We start from the raw sequence: 21,350 nt of genomic DNA on the forward strand, positions 1-21,350 counted from the left end.
AACCATAATAGTCTGGGGGATTTTTATTCAACCGCATTTAAAAGGGGTTATTGAACCGTGTTAACAAACACAGGGTTAGAATAGAACCACAGGTCGTTATAGTTACGATCATTAATCTTGTTATACCAAGACTGTACCGATTCACCTTCAGCTTGATTAATCACAGCTGACTTCAAAGGATTACCTCTTTCCGTCAGATTAGCTTGGTTATAATCTAAATTAGTCCCACGCAGACGGAAATATTGATACCGATCCGCGATAAAACTGTAACTCATACTGTAGTAGCCATCGGCATCTTTATGCCAGTCGGCACGAGTAAAGGTTTTAACGACTAAGGTTGAATCGTTTGTTTCTTTTCTGTAAGCCGCGGTCCCAGGCTCAGCACGCTGACCCACGTTACCCGCAATCAAGTCTATGTGGTTTACACCAGGGTTAATTCCAGCATAAATTTCATTACCTATATCGGACTCTTTATTATTCAACGCCGGACTTTTAAAGCGAATAGTGAGTGTTAACTTATCGCCAGGTTTAGCCACTAAAGTTTGTCCCATGGTGACACTATTCTTATTGCCATTTTCAAGCTTAAAATCCAAAGCATCGATCAAATCACCAAACACAGAAAAGCTATTGCCCGAGCGTAATCCCTTCAAAAGCGCTGTAGTATCTTTGCCATCGACCCAAGTGTAACTTTTCGCATATTCACCGGGATAATAACTACTAGCGTAGGGAGTACGTGTTTTGAAGTGGATATCCGAGTTACCCATGTTCCAAATTCGACGACCTTCACCCAATAATGCATCCCACCAGCCACCGACCTCAGCAACAACCGGATCGACGCCGCCGTACACACCACTACTACGCTCACCATAGTCACCACGGTTACCACTGAACTGGCCACCGACAAGACCTTCAACCATAAAGAAAACATTCGGAGCAACATCGTTCAGCTCTCTAACATCTTGAATCGTATAACTGGATAAATAACGACGAGGATGATTTAGCATCCCGTAGCTGCTATCTGGATAATGAGTCTCTAACCACTTCAAAGCAGCAATAGCATCCTCGTGAGTCTTATTTTGACGGGTATCTCCCGCAGCAGTCCATGCAGCAACATCTTTTGGATCAAAGTTCGTAATATCATTTTTACTACTAAATCTGTACTCAAAGGTCTTAACCGCAGAAAGAACTTTGGCTTCATCACCTAAAATACCAATGTTAAAGTGCTCATGGGTTGGCATATCCCACTCAAAACTTGAATAAGCAATCTTGCCCTCATAGTTAGGCATGTTCTTCTTTAAACCGGGAATTTCATACTGAGTTAACGCATCGTAAAACAGTAACCCACCGACGTCGTTATCATCATTATCTTGACTGTTGTTACGCATATGATTTGATAATGAAACATAGTCTAAACCGAAGTCACCAAAGGCCCATTTCAGAATATCAGACTGGGTTTCACGAGCATCCTGCGAAACCGCAGTGTGAACGTGTAAGTCACCTTTTAGCCAACGCCCACTGGGCTCAATGGGTGTAGGATCAGTCTTATCAGAGTCAGAATTACAACCAGATAGCACTACTAGAGACGATAATAAAACAACATTGAGATTTATGACCTTATGCATGAATAACCTCTTTATATTCAAAAGTTTTAGCAATAAAACCCGAATATAAGTCGAATGCATGACACCCTCGGTGTTTTTCAAGGTAGTTGTCACTCTTTGCTTAAATATTAAGCTGCATTTATTACCCCTTCTATTGGTGCTTTATCTGGGTTTAGGGTCACGGGCCCAACTGCCTCACAATTTCTCACGTCTTTAGACCAGCGCGTCGGTCTTCTTGCCTTTGCCGCTTCAAGCACTTCCTTACGCTTGGCTAAAATAGCGTTATCTAGCTGAGCATGACGTTGTCCTGGTGAGACAAAATTGAGCTGGCTGTGTTTATGTTCATCGTTGTACCAGGTTACAAACTTTTCCACCCATTCTCTTGCTGTTGCTAAGCTGCTAAAACCTGATGCAGGCCACTGTGGTCGGTATTTTAAGGTTTTAAATAACGACTCTGAAAAGGGGTTGTCGTTACTCACCCGCGGCCGACTTAATGATGCCGTAATACCGAGTTCTTCTAGCTTGGCTTTCATGGTCAATGACTTCATCGGCGCCCCATTATCAGAGTGCAGCACTAATGGCGTATTAAAACATTGTTCGCGTAACATGCAGCGTTGGATTAGCGCGGCGGCGTACTCACCGCATTCTTGTTCGTGAACTTCGTAACCCACTATTTTTCTACTGTAAATATCTTCAAACATGTACAGATAATAAAACTGGCCTTTGACGGTTGAAGCCAAATAAGTGATGTCCCACGACCACACTTGATTCGGCCCATCTGCCCGATAACTTAACGGTTTGCTTCGATTAACAGCAGCCTGAGTGCGACCACGATGGTTAAGTTGACCATGAGCATTTAACACTCTGTAGAAGCTGGATTCCGAAGCGATATAAATCCCGTTATCTAATAATGTTGGCACAATTTGCGACGGGGGTAAGCTGGCGTACTCCGCTTGATTACACACACTTAATATCTGTTGTCGCTCATGTTCTTCGAGTTTATTGGCGGGCTCTGGACGAGCCGCTGTCGGCCTTAAATCAGCTTGTACTTGACCTTCTCGATACCAACGTCGATAGGTACGCTTACTGAGGCCCGTTTCAGCACAAGCCTTATAAAGGCGAGCACCATTGGTATAGGCCTCTTGAATTAAGGCAATCAATGCTATGCGCTCAGGCAAGGGGGTTAGCTCTCCTCGCTGTCGTCCCCCCAGAGCGCATTGAGCTTTTTTCTGAGCACCAGTAATGCGGCAGCTTCTGCCAACGCTTTCTCTTTGTAGCGCAATTCCCGTTGCAGCGATTTGATTTCGGCTTTGTCAGCCTTGGCCTGCTGTTTAATGGTTTTAGTTTGTACTTCTGAGGTTTGAAAACCAGACAAGCACTCCAACTTCCACTGTTGTACTTGTTCGCGGTACAAGCCTTTTTCACGACAATACTGGCTTATTTCTGCTTCTGATAGCGGAGCAGTTTCAATAATCACGGCAAGTTTGGCTTCAGCTGACCAATCATCGGCTGTTAATGTTTTACCTGGCACGGGGCGACCTTCTTTTCTGGCAATATCCCGCCAATGATACAAGGTTTGCACCGCAATGCCTTCTTCCCGAGCAACCTCTGCGACCGTTAAATTGTGAGGCGGTAATAATTTTTTAAGGATCGCCTCTTTACGTTCTGGTGAATACCGAGCCATTTTGTTCTCTTTTGCCGCACCCTGTCTTTAAAAATAATGATTATTTAGGGGTGACAACAATCCTGACACAGGGGGCCCTAATGACACTGATGTTTACGATCCATAAAATAAGCCTCTCAGTTTACAACGCTTATATGTACCATTAACGCAGCGCACCACAGAATTGACTCGACTCACTGCTGTAGAAAGGATGCCATCACATGACTAAGCCATCTTGTTTAATCATCAGCCAAATATGGCCACAAAGACTTTTCCTTAAAAAACGATTACATGTTTTACTCGCTTCGTTCAGTTTATGCTCTGCACTAATCATGTCAGCAGCACCCGCATATGCCATCCCCGCCACAGGGGAGTTTATTGCCAATAAACGCTGTGAATTGTTTCAGTCTAAAAATAAACAAACCAATCCCGATGATTGGCAGAGCAATATCGGTGAACGTTATCCCGTTACGGAGATTTTAGGAAACAGCGTCAATCCTGACTGGATTCGCGTCCGCACCAATGCCATCAGTTCACCGTTACGCTGGATTAAAGGTGATTGTGGACAATACAATACCAATGTAGCGGCGGCAGAGACTTATCAGCCAAACTCAACCAAAGAGCCTACGCAAACCACTACAGCCTCTGATATCAAAGCCATCAATCGTGAAAGCCTAAAAGAACGAGGTACGCCGGAGAAACGCCAAGGCCATGTGTGTCAAATCGAAGATAATTATGACTCCCATGTGCTCGCCTTAAGTTGGCAAAGCACCTTTTGTGAACTCTATGGCAGTCGTAAAGCAGAATGCCGCGCCTTAAGCCAAACCAGTGATGCGCCTCAATGGCAACACTTTAGCCTGCATGGCCTCTGGCCTAATCGCCAGCAATGTGGCACTCGTTACGGCTTTTGCAGCAGCGTAAAACAACAACCGAGTGACTTTTGCGATTATCCTGAAGTACCACTCAATGCCTCTGTGCAAAAGAATCTGGAAGAAGTGATGCCTAGTGCTCGCTACGGCACCTGTTTAGAACGCCATGAATGGTGGAAGCACGGTACCTGTCGTAATCAAGACCCCAATGACTATTTTTTACTGGCGACTCAGCTGACGCAGGAAGTCAATGCCTCGACATGGGTACAACAATTTATCCATGAAAGAATTGGTAAAAAAGTCACACAACAAGAGTTGAATCAAAGCTTTGATACTAGCTTCGGTAAAGGTGCACACACTAAGATCACGCTTGATTGCGCCAAGGGACTCTTAAGCGAAATCCGGATTAATCTTCCACAAGAGATCAAGCTATCAGACTCAATTCCGAGCCTACTTGCTAAAGCACCCAAGGCGAAAAAGACTAACTGTCCGGACCCACTCTCTATCGACAAACCAAACTAACTTAACCTGAACTTGGGGTAACGTGTGTCGAAAAAACCTAAATCTAACAAACCAAACAAATGTCATAAACGATTGTTTTTAAAATACAATTCCTCCTGACTGAATGCGCAGATTTTTGTGCATATCAAGGCGCTCTGTCTAACCATAGCGAGCTATGGTTAGACAGAGCAACGCAGAGAGGCCCGAAAAGAGGCCTATTCAGCGGCGCTACTTATCCCTAGCTCAGGTTAACTTATTGGTTTTCATTTTGGGATAGGTGTATTACTGCGAAAGTAGCACCTTGGGCGTCAGCAATCACCGCAAAACGTCCCACATCAGGGATATCGCTTGGCGGCACGCATAGCTGTGCGCCCAGCCCCTGCGCCTTAGCGGCAAAAGCATCACAATCCGCCACCACAAAATAAGGCATCCAATGGGCGGGGATCTCGCCCCATTCCGGCATCATTTTCATCATGCCCCCCATAGACTGGCCGTCAATTTGCCACTCGGTGTAATCGATGCCGGGCACATGACTGGGGAGCGCGGTCCAAGGAAACACTTGAGTGTAAAAACTGGCTTCGGCGCTAGGTTCACGGCAAGCCAGCTCCACCCAACACAGGGTATTTTCTTCGCCTTGGCGACGTGAGCCCGAGTGGTTTTTCGCTTGCCATAGGGCAAAGCGTGCCCCTTCGGGATCGCTCACCTGCGCCATCACGCCCGCATCCCCCACCACATGCGGTCCCATGTGCAATTGCCCACCCGCAGCCAGGATGGCGGCAACCGTCGCTTCGATATCCTTAACCGCAAAATAGATCCGCCAATGGCTAGGGATCTGTGGTTCCGACTCAGGGATTTGATACATGGCCCCTAAATCGTCCCCCTCCAGATTGAACAGCGAGAAATGACCATTAGGAATTGCCATTTCCACCGCATTCCAACCAAACAGCGCATGGTAAAACCCCTGTGCACCCTGCCAGTCATGGCTCGCCAATTCGACCCAACAGGCCTGTCCCTGTGCGTACTGAGTAATCCTCATTGCAGACTCCAATCAAACAGATAATGTGTTCGAGTTAAGCTGGAGTTTATGCAACTGTCCAGTTTTGGCGGTAAAAAGATGAATACAAAGAAAAAGCCCTCTATTTGAGGGCTTGATTTGCGAGCGAAATACTTAGGAGAACTGTGGTAATAAATTCGCCATCGCGAGTAGATGACAAGCACCCGTCACGACACCAAACAACACCACAAGGATAATTAACGGCGTGCCACCAAAGACCCTAAAACCTTGATGATTAGGGAAGAGTTGTCTCGACTTGTAGGCCATCAGCGCTGGCACGATAACAGCCCATACGGTTGCCGCTAAGGCTGCAAATCCAATGGCAATTAAAAAGCCATCGGGAAACAGCAAACCAAATATGGTGGGCGGCACAAAGGTGACAATCGCCGTTTTCATCCGGCCAGAGCGCGTATCGTCGAATCCGAATAAATCGGCCAAATAATCGAATAAACCTAAGGTCACACCGAGGAAAGAAGACGCCACAGCTAAATTAGCAAATAGGGTTAACATGCTGTTTAACCAGCTGCTTTCCATTACTTTCGACAAGGCGCCGACTAACACACCCATATTGCCACCCTGGGCAATAATCTCACTAAACCGGCTGCGGGGAATATTGCCCATAGTGGCGACCAACCAGCAGGCATAAATGATCAGCGCGATAAAAGTCCCGACAAAAATGGCTTTGAAAATGGTCGATGAATCTTTGCCATAATACTTCACCAGACTCGGCACATTTCCATGGTAACCAAAACTGGCTAGACCAAATGGCAAAGCCGCCCACAGATAAGGCATAAAGCTTTGCTTTCCATCCGGTTCGAGCAACTTAGTCACATCGATTTCGATCAGCAAATTACCAATCGCGAGGAAGAAAGTAATAATCATCCCGCCGAGCATAATCGTCGTAATACGATCCACCGCCTTGGTACTGATCAACACGATACAGGCGAGCACGACAGCAAATACTAATCCGGCGACACTTTGAGGCAGCTCAATCCCCATACCTTGGAGGCTATGGTTAACAATCGAGCCACCGCCACTGATGTAGGCGTAGGTTAAGATGTAGAGCACGAAGGCAATGGACACCCCATTCACGATGCGCCAAAACTGGCCCAGGGTTTCCTTGGTCAGGGTATCGAAACTCGCTCCCGGCTCGAAATGCAGGTTGGTTTCGAGCAGTAACAGTCCCGACATCAACATGCAAAACCAAATACCGAGTAACATCAGTACCGAGTAACCAAACCACATGCCAGCGCCCACGACAGGCAAAGAAAACATCCCCGCCCCTACTGTGGTACCGGCAATAATCATGGCACCACCGAGCAAAGACTTGCCCACCGGCTTATTCTTCGCCGCATTCATATGGTTAGCCATTAAGCGATATGCTCCGCGGTCACGCTGGCGACAATCGTCTGCCTTACAGAGGCTCTGAGTAAGCTATTAGCTTGATCGCGAATGCGCTCAACATCAGATTTATCTTCCTTACCAGAAAAATAACCTAACTCTTTTAGCTTAACACTCAAGGTGTTATAGAGTTTCTTATCGTAAAATTCTGGTGCGGTAATGCCATGCAGCGCCCCTAAACGTTGGGCAAGCAGATGGCTTTCAGACTCGAGATCCGAACGCTCCATCTTAGGTCTATGGGCCAGCAGATTGAAGATAATGGCATAGCGTTGCAAGGTCTCACTAACGCTGCCAGCCAACAATAACATTTGGCTGGTGTGCTCGGTCACAACCGACAACATATCGCTTTCCTGCACTAGACCTTGCTCAATAAACAGCTCAAGCACTTGATTCACATAGCTTGGGAGATCTTTGATCCCCATAAACAATTCCGCCTTCAATAACGGATAAAAGTCGTTCACTATCCCAAGGATTTGCGCTCTTGAAATCTGTTTATTATTGATTAAACAGCTGGCAATTAATGACGGAATAATAAACAAGTGAATGATATTATTGCGATAGTATGTCATTGACGTCGCTTGTTTTTCATCAATTGACACTATCTCACCCAAAGGATCGGCATTGATGGAGAACTTGTTCAGCTCTAATCCTTGTTGTACTAAGTGCTTGCCATCACCTTCGGCAACCGACGTAAACGACGTGTAAGGCACACGCTTAAGCAGGGTCAGGTATAAATCTAACTGACGTTCGAGCAAACAACGCTCTAAGGCATTTTGCTCCGACGCCAACAACACTAAACTGGTCAAGGTAATAGAGCTGGCGGCAGCGGCGTCGTTAATCCGCGTCATCACCCGATTTGCTAACACGTTCACCGCAGGAGTTAACCAAGTCGGTTTTTGCTCAGGATCATCAGCCACTTCACTGCGCCAGTTTGGTGCCGTTTCATTCAAGAAGTTCTGCAATGTAATCGGCTCACCAAAGTTGACATAACCTTGGCCAAAATTACCTAATTTACGAATAGCACCAAAGACTTGCCATACAGATTCTTTCTGTTTTTTCTTACCGCTTAGCTCTTTGTGATAGGTCGCCACTTCCATCACGTGATCGTAGCCTAAATACACGGGCACTAAGGTGACAGGGCGTTCGATGCCTCGCAGCACACTGTTGATCGTCATAGCGATCATACCCGTTTTAGGCGCCAATAGACGGCCGGTACGAGAACGGCCACCTTCAGAGAAATACTCAACCGAATATCCCTTAGCAAACAGCTGATCGAGGTACTCACGGAACACTGCCGTATAGAGTTTGTTGCCGTTAAAACTACGGCGAATAAAGAAAGCCCCGCCACGGCGGAACAGCGGCCCCGCAGGCCAGAAGTTTAGGTTGATACCCGCAGCAATATGCGGTGGCACCATACCTTGGTAATACAGAATGTAAGATAACAGCAGGTAATCCATATGGCTGCGATGGCAGGGCACATACACAATCTCATGACCATCGTGGTGTAACTGCCGAATATGCTCGGCACCTTTGATGTTAATACCGCTGTAGAGCTTGTTCCATAACCACGTTAAAAAGCGCTCGGCAATACGTACGAGACTATCGGAATAATTCGCCGCAATTTCATCAAGATATTCAATTGCCGTTTCACGCGCTTGGGTTTCAGAAATCTTCTTGCTCGCGGCTTCTTCCTGAATTGCCTTGCGTAAGGATTCAGATTTCAGCAAGGAATGGAATAACGCCTGACGATTAGGCAACACAGGCCCCGTCATCACCTTACGTTGGCGGCGGAAATGCACTCTCGCTACTCGAGCCAATTTATGGGCAATGCCCATATCGGTACCATGTTCGTCGGCCATGTAACGCAGCGATACCGCATTAGAAAATTGCACAAAGTTATGACGGCCCAAAAATAGGATCATCAAGCACTTACGTAACCAAGTAGGATTCTCGCGCTCAAGCACTGCCGCCTTCATGGTGTCGTCTTCTTTACCCGGAGTACGACCCCAATACAGACTCACAGGCACCAGCTGTATATCTAACTCTGGCTTTTCCTTATGGACGGCCAACAAACGCATAAAACATTCGAGGAATGGCTCATTACTGGCGCGTTCACCAAATAAAGGCTTACGACCTTCAAGGCATACCACCCGTGGCGCCACAACGCCATTCACCACCAGCGGCTCGTAAGGGCTTGGCAAACCAAGTTTCGTGGTGATCTCGCTTAACGCAGCAATATCACTCAGGGATTCTGTTTTCATTACATAAGCAAGCGGTCTGGAGGCATCCAGATTCAGATCGGCAAAGGGATCCTGTGGCACAACAATAGTGTGCACTAAGTGCTTTTGGATCCAACGTAATGATTTCAACCAAAGAGAGTCTTGTTTAGGCATTATTCTTATGCAATGTAAGTACGTTCATTAGCCCCATAGAATACCAGATTCTAGAGAATATACCCAAACAACCTAAAGATGCAGGATTCAGCTGCTGATTTTAATGACTTAGTAACGCACTTTAGGCGACACCATTTATTGATACCGTGCAAATGGCATTCACCCCATAGATGACGATTACGGTTATTTGCAGATCTAGCTGACCAAGTTAAAAGTGGTTAATACTTGCACTACCAATAATACTGTATATACTAACAGTAACTGTATAGAAAAACAGGAAAGACCATGAGACCGTTGACGCCACGCCAAGCCGAAATTTTAGAGCTGATTAAACGTAATATTGCCGAGACTGGCATGCCACCCACTCGGGCCGAAATTGCCACCCGTTTGGGTTTTAAAAGTGCAAATGCCGCAGAAGAACACCTTAAGGCATTGGCGAAAAAAGGCTGCATCGAGATCATGCCTGGTACTTCCCGCGGGATCCGTCTCCCTGTAGAGGAAGAAGATAACCGCGAAACAGGCTTGCCACTGATTGGCCAAGTGGCAGCGGGTGAACCTATTCTCGCCCAAGAGCATGTCGAACAGTATTACCAAGTCGACCCCAGCATGTTCCACCCTGCTGCCGATTTCCTGCTGCGCGTAAAAGGCGACAGTATGAAGAATATCGGCATCCTTGAGGGTGACCTGCTTGCCGTTCATAAAGTACAACAAGCGCGCAATGGACAAGTTGTTGTTGCTCGCGTTGATGATGATGTAACCGTAAAACGCTTTGAAAAAAAAGGTAATTTAGTCTACCTACATGCCGAGAATGAAGACTATTCACCGATTAAAGTCGATTTGAGTTTCCAAAGTCTAACAATTGAAGGGCTCGCCGTAGGGGTGATCCGCAATGGAGATTGGCTATGAACAAACTATTAGGTAATGCCCCGCGTCACCCCGGTTTATGGCTCGATACGGTTCGAGATACAGAGACCGACTGGCAGCATACATCAATAGTCACTATGCCAACTCAGAGCCAAGGGCGCCAAGAGCTGACACAGCTGAGCAAACAACTTGCCCAACTGAGCCAACAGGGAAGATGGATAGTGCTCATCAACCCACCTAGTATTGGCTACAAGCAGCTATTAGCAAACGCAGGTGTGCGTATGGATCGCGTACTATTGGTTCACGCAAAAGATGAGGTCGAAACCCTTTGGGCGATGGAAAAAGCCTTAACCAGTGGCACATCTAGCGCAGTGATTACTTGGATTAACGCCCTAGATACTCGCGATAATCGTCGCCTACAAATTGTAGCAAAGAGCGCACGTGCAATGGGTATCGTGCTTGAAGGTTCAACGAATGACCAACCTTCTAGCACCAATCTCACACAATCGGCTAAATTTACTCAACCCGCATTTTTCAGCTCTGTTCATTAAAAATTTTTCACACCGTATTTAGCCTTGAAAGCCGCCTCACCTGTGAATGTGAGGCTTTTTTTTGGCAATTTTTCAGACAATTAGAAAAAGAAGTGATCTTGATCAATTTTTAAACAGCAAGTATGTTTGATTTAGGCGCACATGATATATCGCCTGTTTAGGCAGAAATATCGCGTTATTTTCGAATATCGCTCGCCCACAAAAATTGAGAATAATGGGTTTATTCAGCAGTATGTGCCAGTGTGGCTAATACCAGCAGTAACAATACTTGATCATAAGTAAGCCGCCAACGCACGTTGAAGTCAGAAACACTTTTTTGGGAACTGAAGAGTTTGCATAGAGTTGAGACTTACTGTGTTGCTCTTCTTTGTAGTTGCTATTTGCAATTAGCAGAGGAGAAGTCTTGTGAAGCAATGGTTGTATTGTTTACTCGTGGTGCTATTCGCCCCACCGTTGGCCGCAGCAGACATGCGGTTCAATATGACGCCTGGCGTAACAGAAATCAGTGGCAAGGTATACCACCTGCACATGACGATTCTGTATATCTGCTGCGCGATAGGCTTAGTGGTTTTTGGCGTTATGATTTATGCCATGATCAACCACAGAAAATCCAAGGGCGCGGTCGCGTCACACTTCCATGAGAGTACAAAAGTTGAGATCGCTTGGACGATAATTCCCTTTATCATTCTGATCTTAATGGCGATTCCGGCAACTAAAACTCTGATTGCCATGGAAGACCCCAGCAATGCCGATCTCACGGTAAAAGTCACAGGATCGCAATGGAAGTGGCATTACAGCTATTTCGATCAAGATATTGAGTTTTACAGTATTCTCGCCACACCAAGACCTCAAATCGAAGGTAGTGAGGCCAAGGGAGAGCACTACTTACTCGAGGTCGATAAGCCCCTTGTCCTGCCTGTAAATAGAAAAATCCGCTTTCTGATGACTTCTGAAGATGTTATCCATTCATGGTGGGTACCAGATTTTGCAGTGAAAAAAGATGCTAACCCAGGGTTTATCAACGAGGCGTGGACCCGTATCGATAAACCCGGCATTTACCGTGGTCAATGTGCCGAACTTTGCGGCAAAGATCATGGATTTATGCCGATAGTGGTTCAGGCACTGCCCGAAGCCGAGTTCGATGCTTGGGTTGCAGAACAAAAACAAGCTGCCAATGCCGCAGCGCAAGCCGCACAAGCCGCCTTATCACAAACACTGAGTAAAGAAGAGCTGATGACTCAAGGTGAGCAAGTTTACCTTGGTCACTGCGCAGCCTGCCATCAACCTAATGGCGAAGGTCTCAAAGGCGTATTCCCACATCTCAAAGGCAGCCCCATCGCTACTGGGCCACTGAGCGGTCATCTTGAAATCGTGCTCAATGGTAAAACGGGTACGGCCATGCAAGCCTTCAGTAAACAATTAACGCCCCAAGAAATTGCCGCAGTGATTACCTATGAGCGTAATGCGTGGGGCAATAACACTGGGGATGCGGTGCAAGCCAAAGACGTTGATGCCCATAAATCCGGTGGCACCAATAGCGAACCAGTAACAACGACTCCGCCCCCAGCAACCACCGATGCGCCTAAGCCAGCGAAAGAACCCGCCTCCAGTGTCGACCCCGCGAGTCTTCCCACGCTTAGCCATGATGAACTGATGGCCGAAGGAGAAAAGACCTATGCCACAGTTTGCGCCGCCTGCCACCAGCTAACGGGTGCAGGTATGCCTCCCGCCTTCCCCGCCCTTGCTGGTAGCGTTATTGCAACAGGCCCAGTCGCCAATCACATCGATATAGTGATGCACGGTAAACCGGGCACGGCGATGCAGGCATTTGGCAACCAACTCACGCCACAACAACTTGCCGCCATCATTACCTATGAGCGCAATGCGTGGGGCAACAATACCGGCGATACAGTGCAACCCGCTGATATTGCTCGCCATGGACAGTAGGGGATTAAGATGAGCACACTGACTCAAGATCAAATTGCCGCCCATGATGAACACCATCACGGTGCACCTAAAGGCATCATGCGCTGGTTACTCACCACCAACCACAAGGACATTGGCACCCTGTACCTATGGTTTAGTTTCATTATGTTTTTAACTGGTGGTGCGATGGCCATGGTGATCCGCGCCGAACTCTTTCAGCCCGGATTACAACTCGTTGAACCTAACTTCTTCAACCAAATGACCACAGTGCATGGGCTAATCATGGTATTCGGCGCAGTGATGCCAGCCTTTACCGGACTAGCTAACTGGTTAATCCCGATGATGATTGGTGCGCCAGATATGGCGCTTCCACGTATGAACAACTGGAGTTTTTGGATCCTGCCCTTCGCCTTTGCAATATTGTTGAGTTCATTGTTTATGGAAGGCGGCGGCCCTAACTTTGGTTGGACCTTCTACGCACCACTCTCGACCACTTATAGCCCCGACAGCACAGCATTATTTGTATTCTCGATCCATATCATGGGGATAAGTTCGATCATGGGTGCCATCAACGTGATCGTAACCATAGTCAACCTGCGCGCGCCAGGGATGACGTGGATGAAGTTACCGCTGTTCGTCTGGACTTGGCTGATTACCGCCTTCTTGCTGATCGCCGTTATGCCCGTACTCGCTGGGGCCGTCACTATGGTGTTAACCGATAAGTTTTTCGGTACTAGCTTCTTCGAGGCGGCAGGCGGCGGCGATCCTGTGATGTTCCAGCATATCTTCTGGTTCTTCGGTCACCCCGAAGTCTACATCATGATTTTGCCTTCCTTCGGCATTATCTCCGCCATAGTCCCGGCTTTCAGCCGTAAACCATTATTCGGCTATGCATCCATGGTGTATGCCACGGCGAGTATTGCGATTTTGTCCTTCCTCGTGTGGGCGCACCATATGTTCACCACCGGTATGCCTGTGTTTGCAGAGTTATTTTTTATGTACTGCACTATGCTGATTGCCGTGCCGACTGGGGTAAAAGTGTTTAACTGGGTAGCCACTATGTGGCGCGGCTCACTGAGTTTTGAAACCCCAATGTTGTTCGCGGTGGCCTTTATTATTCTGTTCACTATTGGCGGCTTCTCTGGCCTGATGCTCGCCATCACGCCAGCCGACTTCCAATACCACGATACTTACTTTGTGGTGGCTCACTTCCACTACGTGTTGGTCACTGGTGCGATTTTCTCCATAATGGCAGCGGCCTATTACTGGCTGCCAAAATGGACCGGCCATATGTACAGCGAAAAGCTCGGCCAGTGGCATTTTTGGTGTTCGGTGATTTCGGTCAACGTGTTGTTTTTCCCGATGCATTTCTTAGGTCTTGCGGGTATGCCAAGGCGTATTCCCGATTACTCGATTCAATTTGCCGATGTAAATCAAATCGTGTCGATTGGGGGGTTTGCGTTTGGGCTATCTCAGCTGATTTTCCTCGTGCTGGTAATTAAGTGCATTCGGGGCGGCGAAAAGGCGCCCGCCAAACCTTGGGAAGGCAGCGAAGGCTTAGAGTGGACCCTACCAAGCCCAGCGCCCTATCACTCTTTCACCACGCCACCCGAGGTGAAATAACATGCAAGGCCAACCCCATCAGCAAAACATCAAGTCCAACCGTAAGCTCATTAGCCTGTTGGTGCTGGGCTGCCTTGCGATGTTTGGCTTTGGGTTCGCCTTAGTGCCGCTCTACGATGTGCTGTGCGAAAAACTGGGTATTAATGGAAAAACCTCTAATACTGCCAGCAGTTATCAGGCGATCACTGTGGATAAGAACCGGGTGGTAACGGTGGAGTTTATCTCGCAGGTGCAGACGGGCATGCCGTGGAAATTTGAGCCACAAACGAAACGGCTCGAAGTGCATCCGGGAGAACTCATCCACACGGCATTTCTGGCGCAAAATGTCTCGAATAGAGCAATTGTGGGCCAGGCGATTCCTTCAATTTCGCCCGGCCAAGGCGCAGCTTATTTCAATAAAACCGAATGTTTTTGCTTTAACCAACAACACTTAGCCGCCGCGAGTCGCGCCGAGCTGCCGTTGATCTTCTTCGTGGATCCTCAATTACCCGAGTCTATCCACACCTTAACCCTCTCTTACACCCTCTACGACATTACCGACAAGCAGTTAGCGTCTGCCATAGAGCAAGGAGCTGCAAAATGACCACTAAACATGAGACTTACTACGTCCCCGCCCAGAGTGCTTGGCCGATTGTTGGTGCTATCGGCTTGTTTTTAATCGCCTTTGGGGCGGGACATTTTGTACATCAACTCAAATCTGGCGCTTCGGGTGGCGGCTATATTTTACTGGCAGGCATCGCCGTTATCCTGTTTATGCTGGTAGGCTGGTTTAAAACCGTGATCAAAGAATCGATGACGGGCCTCTATTCCCATCAGATGGATAGATCGTTTCGCCAAGGCATGAGCTGGTTTATTTTCTCCGAGGTGATGTTCTTTGCCGCCTTCTTCGGCGCCTTATTTTACGCCCGCATGATCGCAGTGCCCTGGCTCGGCGGCGCGTCCAACAATGCCATGACCCACGAAGTCCTGTGGCCACACTTCGAGGCCGTTTGGCCACTCGTCACCACACCAGATGGCACCAAAACCGAAGCCATGCCATGGAATGGGCTACCGCTAATCAACACCATTGTGCTGCTGACTTCCTCAGTCACGCTGCATTTTGCCCATATCAGCTTAGAAAAGGGTAAGCGTTCGGCCATCACCCTCTGGCTAGGGCTCACGATTTTACTGGGAATTAGTTTCCTTGCTTTGCAGGCGGAGGAATATAGCCATGCCTACCATGAGATGGGGCTAACGCTCACCTCGGGCGTGTATGGCAACACCTTTTTCCTGCTGACGGGTTTCCACGGCATGCATGTAACCTTGGGCACTATCTTTCTATTAGTCTTGTTTTTCAGAGTGTTAAAAGGCCACTTTAGTGCGGATAAGCATTTTGCCTTCCAAGCAGGCAGTTGGTACTGGCACTTTGTCGACGTAGTTTGGCTCTGCCTGTTTATCTTTGTTTATGTGCTTTAAATATTCGTTGAAACAATAAGTTGAAAACTTAAGGCGTGGGATTAAGACCAAGCAGTCCAGTCTCTAAAGCCACCAGCAAGAGCAGGATAACCAGTACAGAAAATATCACCCTACGGCCCAAATAGCGGCTCATTGGCACTGGGTGTTCAGCGGTTTGGTCGTCACCTTTAACCATAATAATTAAGGCTCTGCCTAGGTTAAAAATGATAAACAGCAACAGCAGTACTAAAACACACTTAAAAATGAGCGGGATGTTCATACGCTATCCTTATGTTTTGCTGACCAAATTGATTTGGTTACCAAGATATATTTGGTTGCATAGGGGAGTGTCGTTACTACTGATATTGACTGTGGTGGTATTCGTGGTTTTGGTCAAGCTAGGTTTGTGGCAAATGGATAGGGCAGTTAAAAAAACCGAACTACTCGCACAAATGGAGGCAAGACAATCCGCTGCCACACTCAATCCTGAACAGCTCATAGCTGAATTGACCAAAGGTGGCGTTACTGGCTATCGCCTTGAGGTTCAAGCCAGCCCCGTTAATCCACAAATCTGGTTACTCGACAATCAGGTCTATCAAGGGCAAGTGGGCTATCTCGCCTTTCAATTACTGCAAATAACGTCAGAAAATCAGACAAATCATCGCGAGCAACCTTGGCTGTTACTCGAACTCGGCTTTATCGCCGCTAAATCCCACCGAGATGCCCTGCCCGAAGTCAGCCCCATAGTCGGTGAACTGGTTCTTACAGGCCGCCTCTATCAAAAACAGATTAATCCCTTAAGCCATCACTTATTGGCAGACCCCTTCACCACGGAACAAGGCGAACGGATTCGGTTTCAAAATCTTAATCTACCCGAAATGGCACAAATGTTAGGACATCCTATCCTGCCCGCGGTGTTACAACCCGATGCCTTACCCCAATTACAACCCGCGCAGGCCTTACCCCACCCTTGGCAGCCTTTTCCCCTCTCTGCCGAAAAACATTGGGGTTATGCGTTGCAATGGTTTGCCATGGCAACAGTGTTTGCGGGGTTGATGGGCTGGCAAGCATTGAAATACCTCAAAAAATCACGACAACGGCATCAAGCCGATAAGGAGGCGACTAAGACCGAGTGACAGATATCAGCAAGATGTTAATAAAAAACAATAAAACAAAGCATTAGGGACAATAAGAGGAGCAAATATGGACTCCCAACAAACAGCCAAATACCGCGCATTGGGGTTATTGCTACTGGCCTTTATCGCGCCTGTGGTCATCGCTAAGTTAGTGCTGAGCATGCATTGGTATCAAGGCGGCTCCACCAACCACGGTGAGCTCATCAGCCCAGAAACCAGTTATACCAGTCTTGGCCTTAACAATCCTCAGCCTAAGGAATGGCAACTACTGTATTTATTGCCCGCAAAGTGCGATGAAGCTTGCCGCGAGCGCTTGTATATCCTGCATCAGAGTCATACCGCCTTAGGGCCAGATCAGGCTCGTGTCGAACCGCTTATTCTGGTGAATCCAGACAGTGACTTAAACGCATTAACCAGCTTTAACTTCAACACTCAGCCCGCCAGCCAAAGCCTCAGTCAATGGCTTGACCAACAACAGCTGATTATTGTCGATCCACTCGGCGCACTCGTGCTGCGTTACCCCCAAGTGCAAGGCAAGGCGGCACATTTAGCTCAGGGTAAGGCCTTGGTCGCGGATCTCCGTAAGTTATTGAAACTATCGAGGGTAGACTAATGCAACTGACTTGGCTCCTCCGCGTCACCATAGTCTTTACCCTGTTAGTAATTTTAATGGGGGCTTACACTCGGCTCTCGGACGCAGGACTTGGCTGCCCAGATTGGCCCGGTTGCTACGGCCATATCAAAGTGCCCACCCACGACCATGAGATCTCCCATGCCCAAACCCTATTTCCCGACCACGATATCCATCCCGAAAAAGCTTGGCTCGAGATGATCCACAGGTATATTGCGGGCGCCTTGGGCATCCTCGTCTTACTGGTTTTTATTCTCTGCCTAAAAACATCCGAAGCTCCCAAAAAACTGCCTTTGGCCATAGTGTTACTCATCATATTTCAGGCAGCGTTGGGGATGTGGACTGTGACGATGAAACTCATGCCGATTGTCGTGATGTCCCATTTAATTGGCGGCTTTAGCTTGCTCTCACTCTTGCTATTGCTGTATCTGCGAACACGACCCAAGCGAATTTTCGAAACCGCTGATATTCACAGTCAGCATGTTGTGGATGCAGGATTTAAGGGCGCCCATGGTTCTCGGATTGGCACGAGCCTTAAATTCATTGGCCAGAGTAAACACTTGCCGAAACTGGCGTTGTTGAGTCTGCTGGTGCTTATCGGCCAAATCATGCTCGGCGCCTGGACCTCCTCCAACTATGCGGCCCTCGCCTGCACAGCTTTACCGATTTGTGAAGGTAATTGGATGGACAACCTCGCTATTGCCGATGCGTTTTCCCCTTTCCAAGGGCAACACCCAAGCTTTGAATTTGGCGTATTGGATTACCATGCCCGCATGACCATTCATATCGCCCACCGCATTGGCGCCATCATTACCGCCAGCCTATTGTTGTTGCTCGCCTATCAATTATTTTTCAGCACTCAGCTCAAGGCCCTAAGCCTGTTGTTGGTCGCCTTAGTGATACTGCAAGTCAGTTTAGGGATTTCAAACGTGGTGATGCATTTACCACTAGGGATTGCCGTTTCCCACAATGGCGGCGCGGCATTATTGCTACTCGCCCTAGTCGCAATTAACTATTTTCTTTGGCATAAGCCATCTTCAACATCGAGGGTTTAACCATGGCAAAACCGCTCTCAATCAGTAGTCACCCTAGTGTTAATGTGGCTTGGCGTGCCTATTTCGAGATGACCAAACCTAAGGTAGTGGCTTTAATGCTGCTCACCGTCTTAGTCGGCATGTGCTTGGCCATGCCAACGATATTACCCGTACAACCTTTGGTCGCAGGACTTTTAGGTATCGCCATGATGGCGGGATCGGCCGCCGCTTTAAACCATCTGATTGATAGGCGAATCGACGGCATGATGGCACGCACTTATAACCGTCCGCTGCCCAAGGGCCGAGTCTCGGCGACGAGGGCGTTGTTGTTCGCGGCACTCTTAGGCAGCCTAGGTTTTGTGATCCTCTATGTTTTTACTAATCCGCTCACCGCTTGGCTGACCTTTGCCAGCTTGATTGGTTACGCCTTGATTTATACCGCCTATTTAAAACGGGCCACACCACAAAACATTGTCATTGGCGGTTTAGCGGGCGCAATGCCGCCACTCTTGGGCTGGACGGCGGTGACGAATCAATTCCATGGTCATGCGCTATTGCTCGTTATCATCATATTCCTGTGGACGCCGCCGCATTTTTGGGCACTGGCAATTCACAGACGCGCAGAATATGCCAAAGTGGATATTCCCATGCTGCCCGTGACCCATGGGGTAGAATTTACTAAGACCTGTATCTTGCTCTATACGATTTTGCTGGCGATAGCTTGTCTATTGCCTGTGTTAGTCGGGATGAGTGGACCGCTCTACTTTGTGTGCTCAAGCTTGCTCAGCACCGGGTTTATTTATAAAGCGTGGCAGTTAAAGTATCAGGATAGCGAAGGGCTGGCGATGCAGGTGTTTCGTTTTTCGATTTATCATTTAATGTTGTTATTTATGGCATTACTGCTCGACCACTATCTTTGGGCTTAATGTGCAACGAGCGTGGTCAAAGGACAAAATATGCAACAAAGAATCTCCAACAAGATCTTAGTGATAGCGATTCTATTAATAGGATTGGGAGGGCTATTTGCAGTGAAGTTCAATCCACCTAAGCCCGTTGAGTTAGAGAGTGGTTTTTTGTTTCCAGAGGCCTTCGAGCTAGCGCCCTTTGAGCTTATCGATCAACAGCAACAACCCTTTACCAATGCGAATTTGAAAGACCAATGGAGCCTATTTTTTATTGGTTTTACTTACTGCCCCGATATCTGCCCGACCACCTTAAACAAACTCGTCGCCGCCTATCCTGAGCTGAAAAAAATTGCGCCCATTCAAATCGTGTTTTTATCCGTGGATCCGAAGCGGGATACCCCAGATAAACTCCTCACCTATGTAAATTTCTTTAATCCTGAGTTTAAGGCGGTGACGGGTGAGCAAACCCAAATCTTCCCCCTCACCCGCAGCCTAGGGCTCACCTACGCTATGGTAGGTGAAGGAGAAAATTATCAGGTCGATCATAGTGCGGGCTATGTGCTGGTTTCCCCTCAAGGCACGCGGGTAGCGGTGTTTAAACCCGCAGTCACCTTAGGTAAAGCGCCTCAGATTCTAAACGAGGCCTTAATCAGCGACTTCGATAAAATCGTCAACAGCTATAAACCTAAATAGCCATCGCAGATGAGACTATTCTTTGACCCAAGAACCGTCGTCTTTGGGTCTCACCCAAGGCTGAGAAAACCAGTAAAAACCATTGCGCGTCTTACTTGGTGCCGTACAGTTGTAGCGCGAGCGGCCAGCTGGCAAGGCTAAATCGGCTTGAATGCTAAACTCGTTTTCACTTAACCAAGTAGGTGTTTTAGCGCCTTGCCCTTGGATATAACACATCACTTGCTTGGCCGAAATATCGCTCATATCGAGCTTCACCTTAAGCTCGGGGCGCCAATTTCCGCCCTTAAGCTCAGGATCGCTAGGTGTTTGCTCAAGCACCGGCATATTGAGACTGTATAACTTGGCTTTTAGGCTCTTTAAATCCGCATATTGCCCCGCCACAGGGAAGCGCGGCAGCGCCGTGAGTGGCGAATAAGGCCCCGCCGCCCCTGACTGCTGGCCAAAGGCAACGAAGCCGTTTTCGGTCAACATGTCTTGAATCGCTTGATTGTATTCGCCATAGGGATAGGCCAGCATTTTAAAATTCTGCCCCGTTGCCTCGCGAATCGCATTTTCGGTGTCCTGAATATTGGCTTTAATTCGTGCCAGCCATTGGCTTTGGGATTCATTGTCTAGCCTGCGGATCAGATGCTCATGGGCCCAGCTGTGGTTAGCAATGTCGGCCCCTTCCTTGGAAAGCTTAATCAGCTCATCCCAGGTCATCATCTCGGTAAACTTTTGTTTAATCGGCTCAATCGCCACAAATAGGGTGTAGGGAAAACCAAATTCCTTTAGGATAGGGTGCGCTGTGGTCGCAATGCTGCGATAACCATCATCGAAGGTGATCGCCACCGTTTTGGCGGGTAAATCTTGCTTGTTTTTGATCGCCTCAACCACTTGGGATAAGGGAATAACCTTAAAACCATCGTCCGCCAGAAACTGCATTTGCTCACGAAATTGTGCAGGCGTGACGCTCGTCGCCGCCGGCGTGGTTTCTGACACATGGTGATACTGTAAAATGACCACAGCATGGGCCGAAAAAGTCATCAACCCGAAGAGTGCCAATAACGCACGTTTAACCATAATGTGAAT

19 protein-coding genes are annotated in these 21,350 nt (G+C 47.9%); 12 read left to right on the forward strand and 7 right to left on the reverse strand.

Annotation, left to right across the window (positions count from 1 at the left end):
• Window positions 1–47 precede the first annotated feature (47 nt).
• Together CEQ32_RS15210 and CEQ32_RS15215 are read right to left on the reverse strand one after the other, a co-directional pair.
• A complete protein-coding gene (locus CEQ32_RS15210) occupies window positions 48–1,622 on the reverse strand; it encodes a hypothetical protein (protein WP_088586344.1) in 1,575 nt (524 codons plus the stop codon).
• 107 nt (window positions 1,623–1,729) lie between these two features.
• Window positions 1,730–3,285, reverse strand: a protein-coding gene (locus tag CEQ32_RS15215; RefSeq protein WP_088213182.1) for an IS3 family transposase whose coding sequence is annotated in 2 segments (ribosomal slippage) — window positions 1,730–2,823 and window positions 2,823–3,285 — 1,557 coding nt in all. Because the reading frame shifts where the segments join, the coding sequence is not laid out codon by codon here.
• 200 nt (window positions 3,286–3,485) lie between these two features.
• Between CEQ32_RS15215 and CEQ32_RS15220 the strand changes: the two genes are divergently transcribed.
• Window positions 3,486–4,655: a ribonuclease T2 gene (locus CEQ32_RS15220; protein ID WP_088586345.1), complete on the forward strand. Its 1,170-nt coding sequence runs from the start codon at window positions 3,486–3,488 to the stop codon at window positions 4,653–4,655.
• Between the two features lie 232 nt (window positions 4,656–4,887).
• Here the strand turns inward: CEQ32_RS15220 and CEQ32_RS15225 are convergent, their stop codons facing one another.
• The 3 genes from CEQ32_RS15225 to plsB form a co-directional block, all read right to left on the reverse strand.
• Window positions 4,888–5,670, reverse strand: a complete 783-nt coding sequence (locus tag CEQ32_RS15225) for a VOC family protein (RefSeq protein ID WP_037423677.1) — start codon at window positions 5,668–5,670, stop codon at window positions 4,888–4,890.
• A gap of 132 nt (window positions 5,671–5,802) precedes the next feature.
• Window positions 5,803–7,059, reverse strand: coding sequence for a tryptophan permease (gene mtr / locus CEQ32_RS15230; protein ID WP_088586346.1), 1,257 nt, complete (start codon window positions 7,057–7,059; stop codon window positions 5,803–5,805).
• A complete protein-coding gene (gene plsB / locus CEQ32_RS15235; RefSeq protein ID WP_037423683.1) occupies window positions 7,059–9,482 on the reverse strand; it encodes a glycerol-3-phosphate 1-O-acyltransferase PlsB in 2,424 nt (807 codons plus the stop codon). The genes mtr and plsB overlap by 1 nt, the downstream gene beginning before the upstream one ends.
• A gap of 285 nt (window positions 9,483–9,767) precedes the next feature.
• On the opposite strand from plsB, the gene lexA reads away from it, so the two are divergent.
• From lexA to CEQ32_RS15265, 6 genes are all read left to right on the forward strand, one after another.
• Window positions 9,768–10,388 (forward strand): transcriptional repressor LexA, encoded by a 621-nt coding sequence (lexA, locus tag CEQ32_RS15240; RefSeq protein ID WP_037423686.1) that lies wholly within the window; start codon window positions 9,768–9,770, stop codon window positions 10,386–10,388.
• Window positions 10,385–10,897: a cell division inhibitor SulA gene (locus tag CEQ32_RS15245; protein ID WP_037426610.1), complete on the forward strand. Its 513-nt coding sequence runs from the start codon at window positions 10,385–10,387 to the stop codon at window positions 10,895–10,897. Before lexA ends, CEQ32_RS15245 begins: the two co-directional genes overlap by 4 nt.
• A 405-nt stretch (window positions 10,898–11,302) precedes the next feature.
• The gene (coxB, locus tag CEQ32_RS15250) at window positions 11,303–12,844 is read left to right on the forward strand and encodes a cytochrome c oxidase subunit II (RefSeq protein WP_088586347.1); all 1,542 of its coding nucleotides are present in this window, start codon (window positions 11,303–11,305) and stop codon (window positions 12,842–12,844) included.
• A gap of 9 nt (window positions 12,845–12,853) precedes the next feature.
• Window positions 12,854–14,446 carry a cytochrome c oxidase subunit I gene (gene ctaD / locus CEQ32_RS15255; RefSeq protein ID WP_037426604.1) on the forward strand — a complete coding sequence of 531 codons (1,593 nt, stop codon included), beginning with the start codon at window positions 12,854–12,856 and terminating at the stop codon, window positions 14,444–14,446.
• 1 nt (window position 14,447) lies between these two features.
• Window positions 14,448–15,029, forward strand: coding sequence for a cytochrome c oxidase assembly protein (locus CEQ32_RS15260; RefSeq protein WP_037426601.1), 582 nt, complete (start codon window positions 14,448–14,450; stop codon window positions 15,027–15,029).
• Window positions 15,026–15,901 carry a cytochrome c oxidase subunit 3 gene (locus CEQ32_RS15265; RefSeq protein WP_088586348.1) on the forward strand — a complete coding sequence of 292 codons (876 nt, stop codon included), beginning with the start codon at window positions 15,026–15,028 and terminating at the stop codon, window positions 15,899–15,901. Before CEQ32_RS15260 ends, CEQ32_RS15265 begins: the two co-directional genes overlap by 4 nt.
• Window positions 15,902–15,929: 28 nt before the next feature.
• Here CEQ32_RS15265 and CEQ32_RS15270 read toward each other — a convergent pair whose 3' ends face one another.
• Window positions 15,930–16,160: a DUF2909 family protein gene (locus CEQ32_RS15270; protein ID WP_055647005.1), complete on the reverse strand. Its 231-nt coding sequence runs from the start codon at window positions 16,158–16,160 to the stop codon at window positions 15,930–15,932.
• Here CEQ32_RS15270 and CEQ32_RS15275 point away from each other — a divergent pair.
• From CEQ32_RS15275 to CEQ32_RS15295, 5 genes are all read left to right on the forward strand, one after another.
• A complete protein-coding gene (locus CEQ32_RS15275) occupies window positions 16,105–17,016 on the forward strand; it encodes an SURF1 family protein (protein WP_192959128.1) in 912 nt (303 codons plus the stop codon). The genes CEQ32_RS15270 and CEQ32_RS15275 overlap by 56 nt on opposite strands.
• Window positions 17,017–17,083: 67 nt before the next feature.
• Window positions 17,084–17,629, forward strand: a complete 546-nt coding sequence (locus CEQ32_RS15280; protein ID WP_055647003.1) for a hypothetical protein — start codon at window positions 17,084–17,086, stop codon at window positions 17,627–17,629.
• Window positions 17,629–18,702: a COX15/CtaA family protein gene (locus tag CEQ32_RS15285; protein WP_088586349.1), complete on the forward strand. Its 1,074-nt coding sequence runs from the start codon at window positions 17,629–17,631 to the stop codon at window positions 18,700–18,702. Before CEQ32_RS15280 ends, CEQ32_RS15285 begins: the two co-directional genes overlap by 1 nt.
• A gap of 2 nt (window positions 18,703–18,704) precedes the next feature.
• Window positions 18,705–19,607, forward strand: a complete 903-nt coding sequence (gene cyoE, locus CEQ32_RS15290; RefSeq protein ID WP_088586350.1) for a heme o synthase — start codon at window positions 18,705–18,707, stop codon at window positions 19,605–19,607.
• Between the two features lie 42 nt (window positions 19,608–19,649).
• The gene (locus tag CEQ32_RS15295; RefSeq protein ID WP_192959171.1) at window positions 19,650–20,279 is read left to right on the forward strand and encodes an SCO family protein; all 630 of its coding nucleotides are present in this window, start codon (window positions 19,650–19,652) and stop codon (window positions 20,277–20,279) included.
• 15 nt (window positions 20,280–20,294) lie between these two features.
• Here the strand turns inward: CEQ32_RS15295 and CEQ32_RS15300 are convergent, their stop codons facing one another.
• Window positions 20,295–21,341, reverse strand: a complete 1,047-nt coding sequence (locus CEQ32_RS15300) for a polysaccharide deacetylase family protein (protein WP_088586352.1) — start codon at window positions 21,339–21,341, stop codon at window positions 20,295–20,297.
• Window positions 21,342–21,350 lie beyond the last annotated feature (9 nt).

This window comes from Shewanella sp. FDAARGOS_354 (genome assembly GCF_002209245.2).
GTDB lineage: Bacteria > Pseudomonadota > Gammaproteobacteria > Enterobacterales > Shewanellaceae > Shewanella > Shewanella xiamenensis.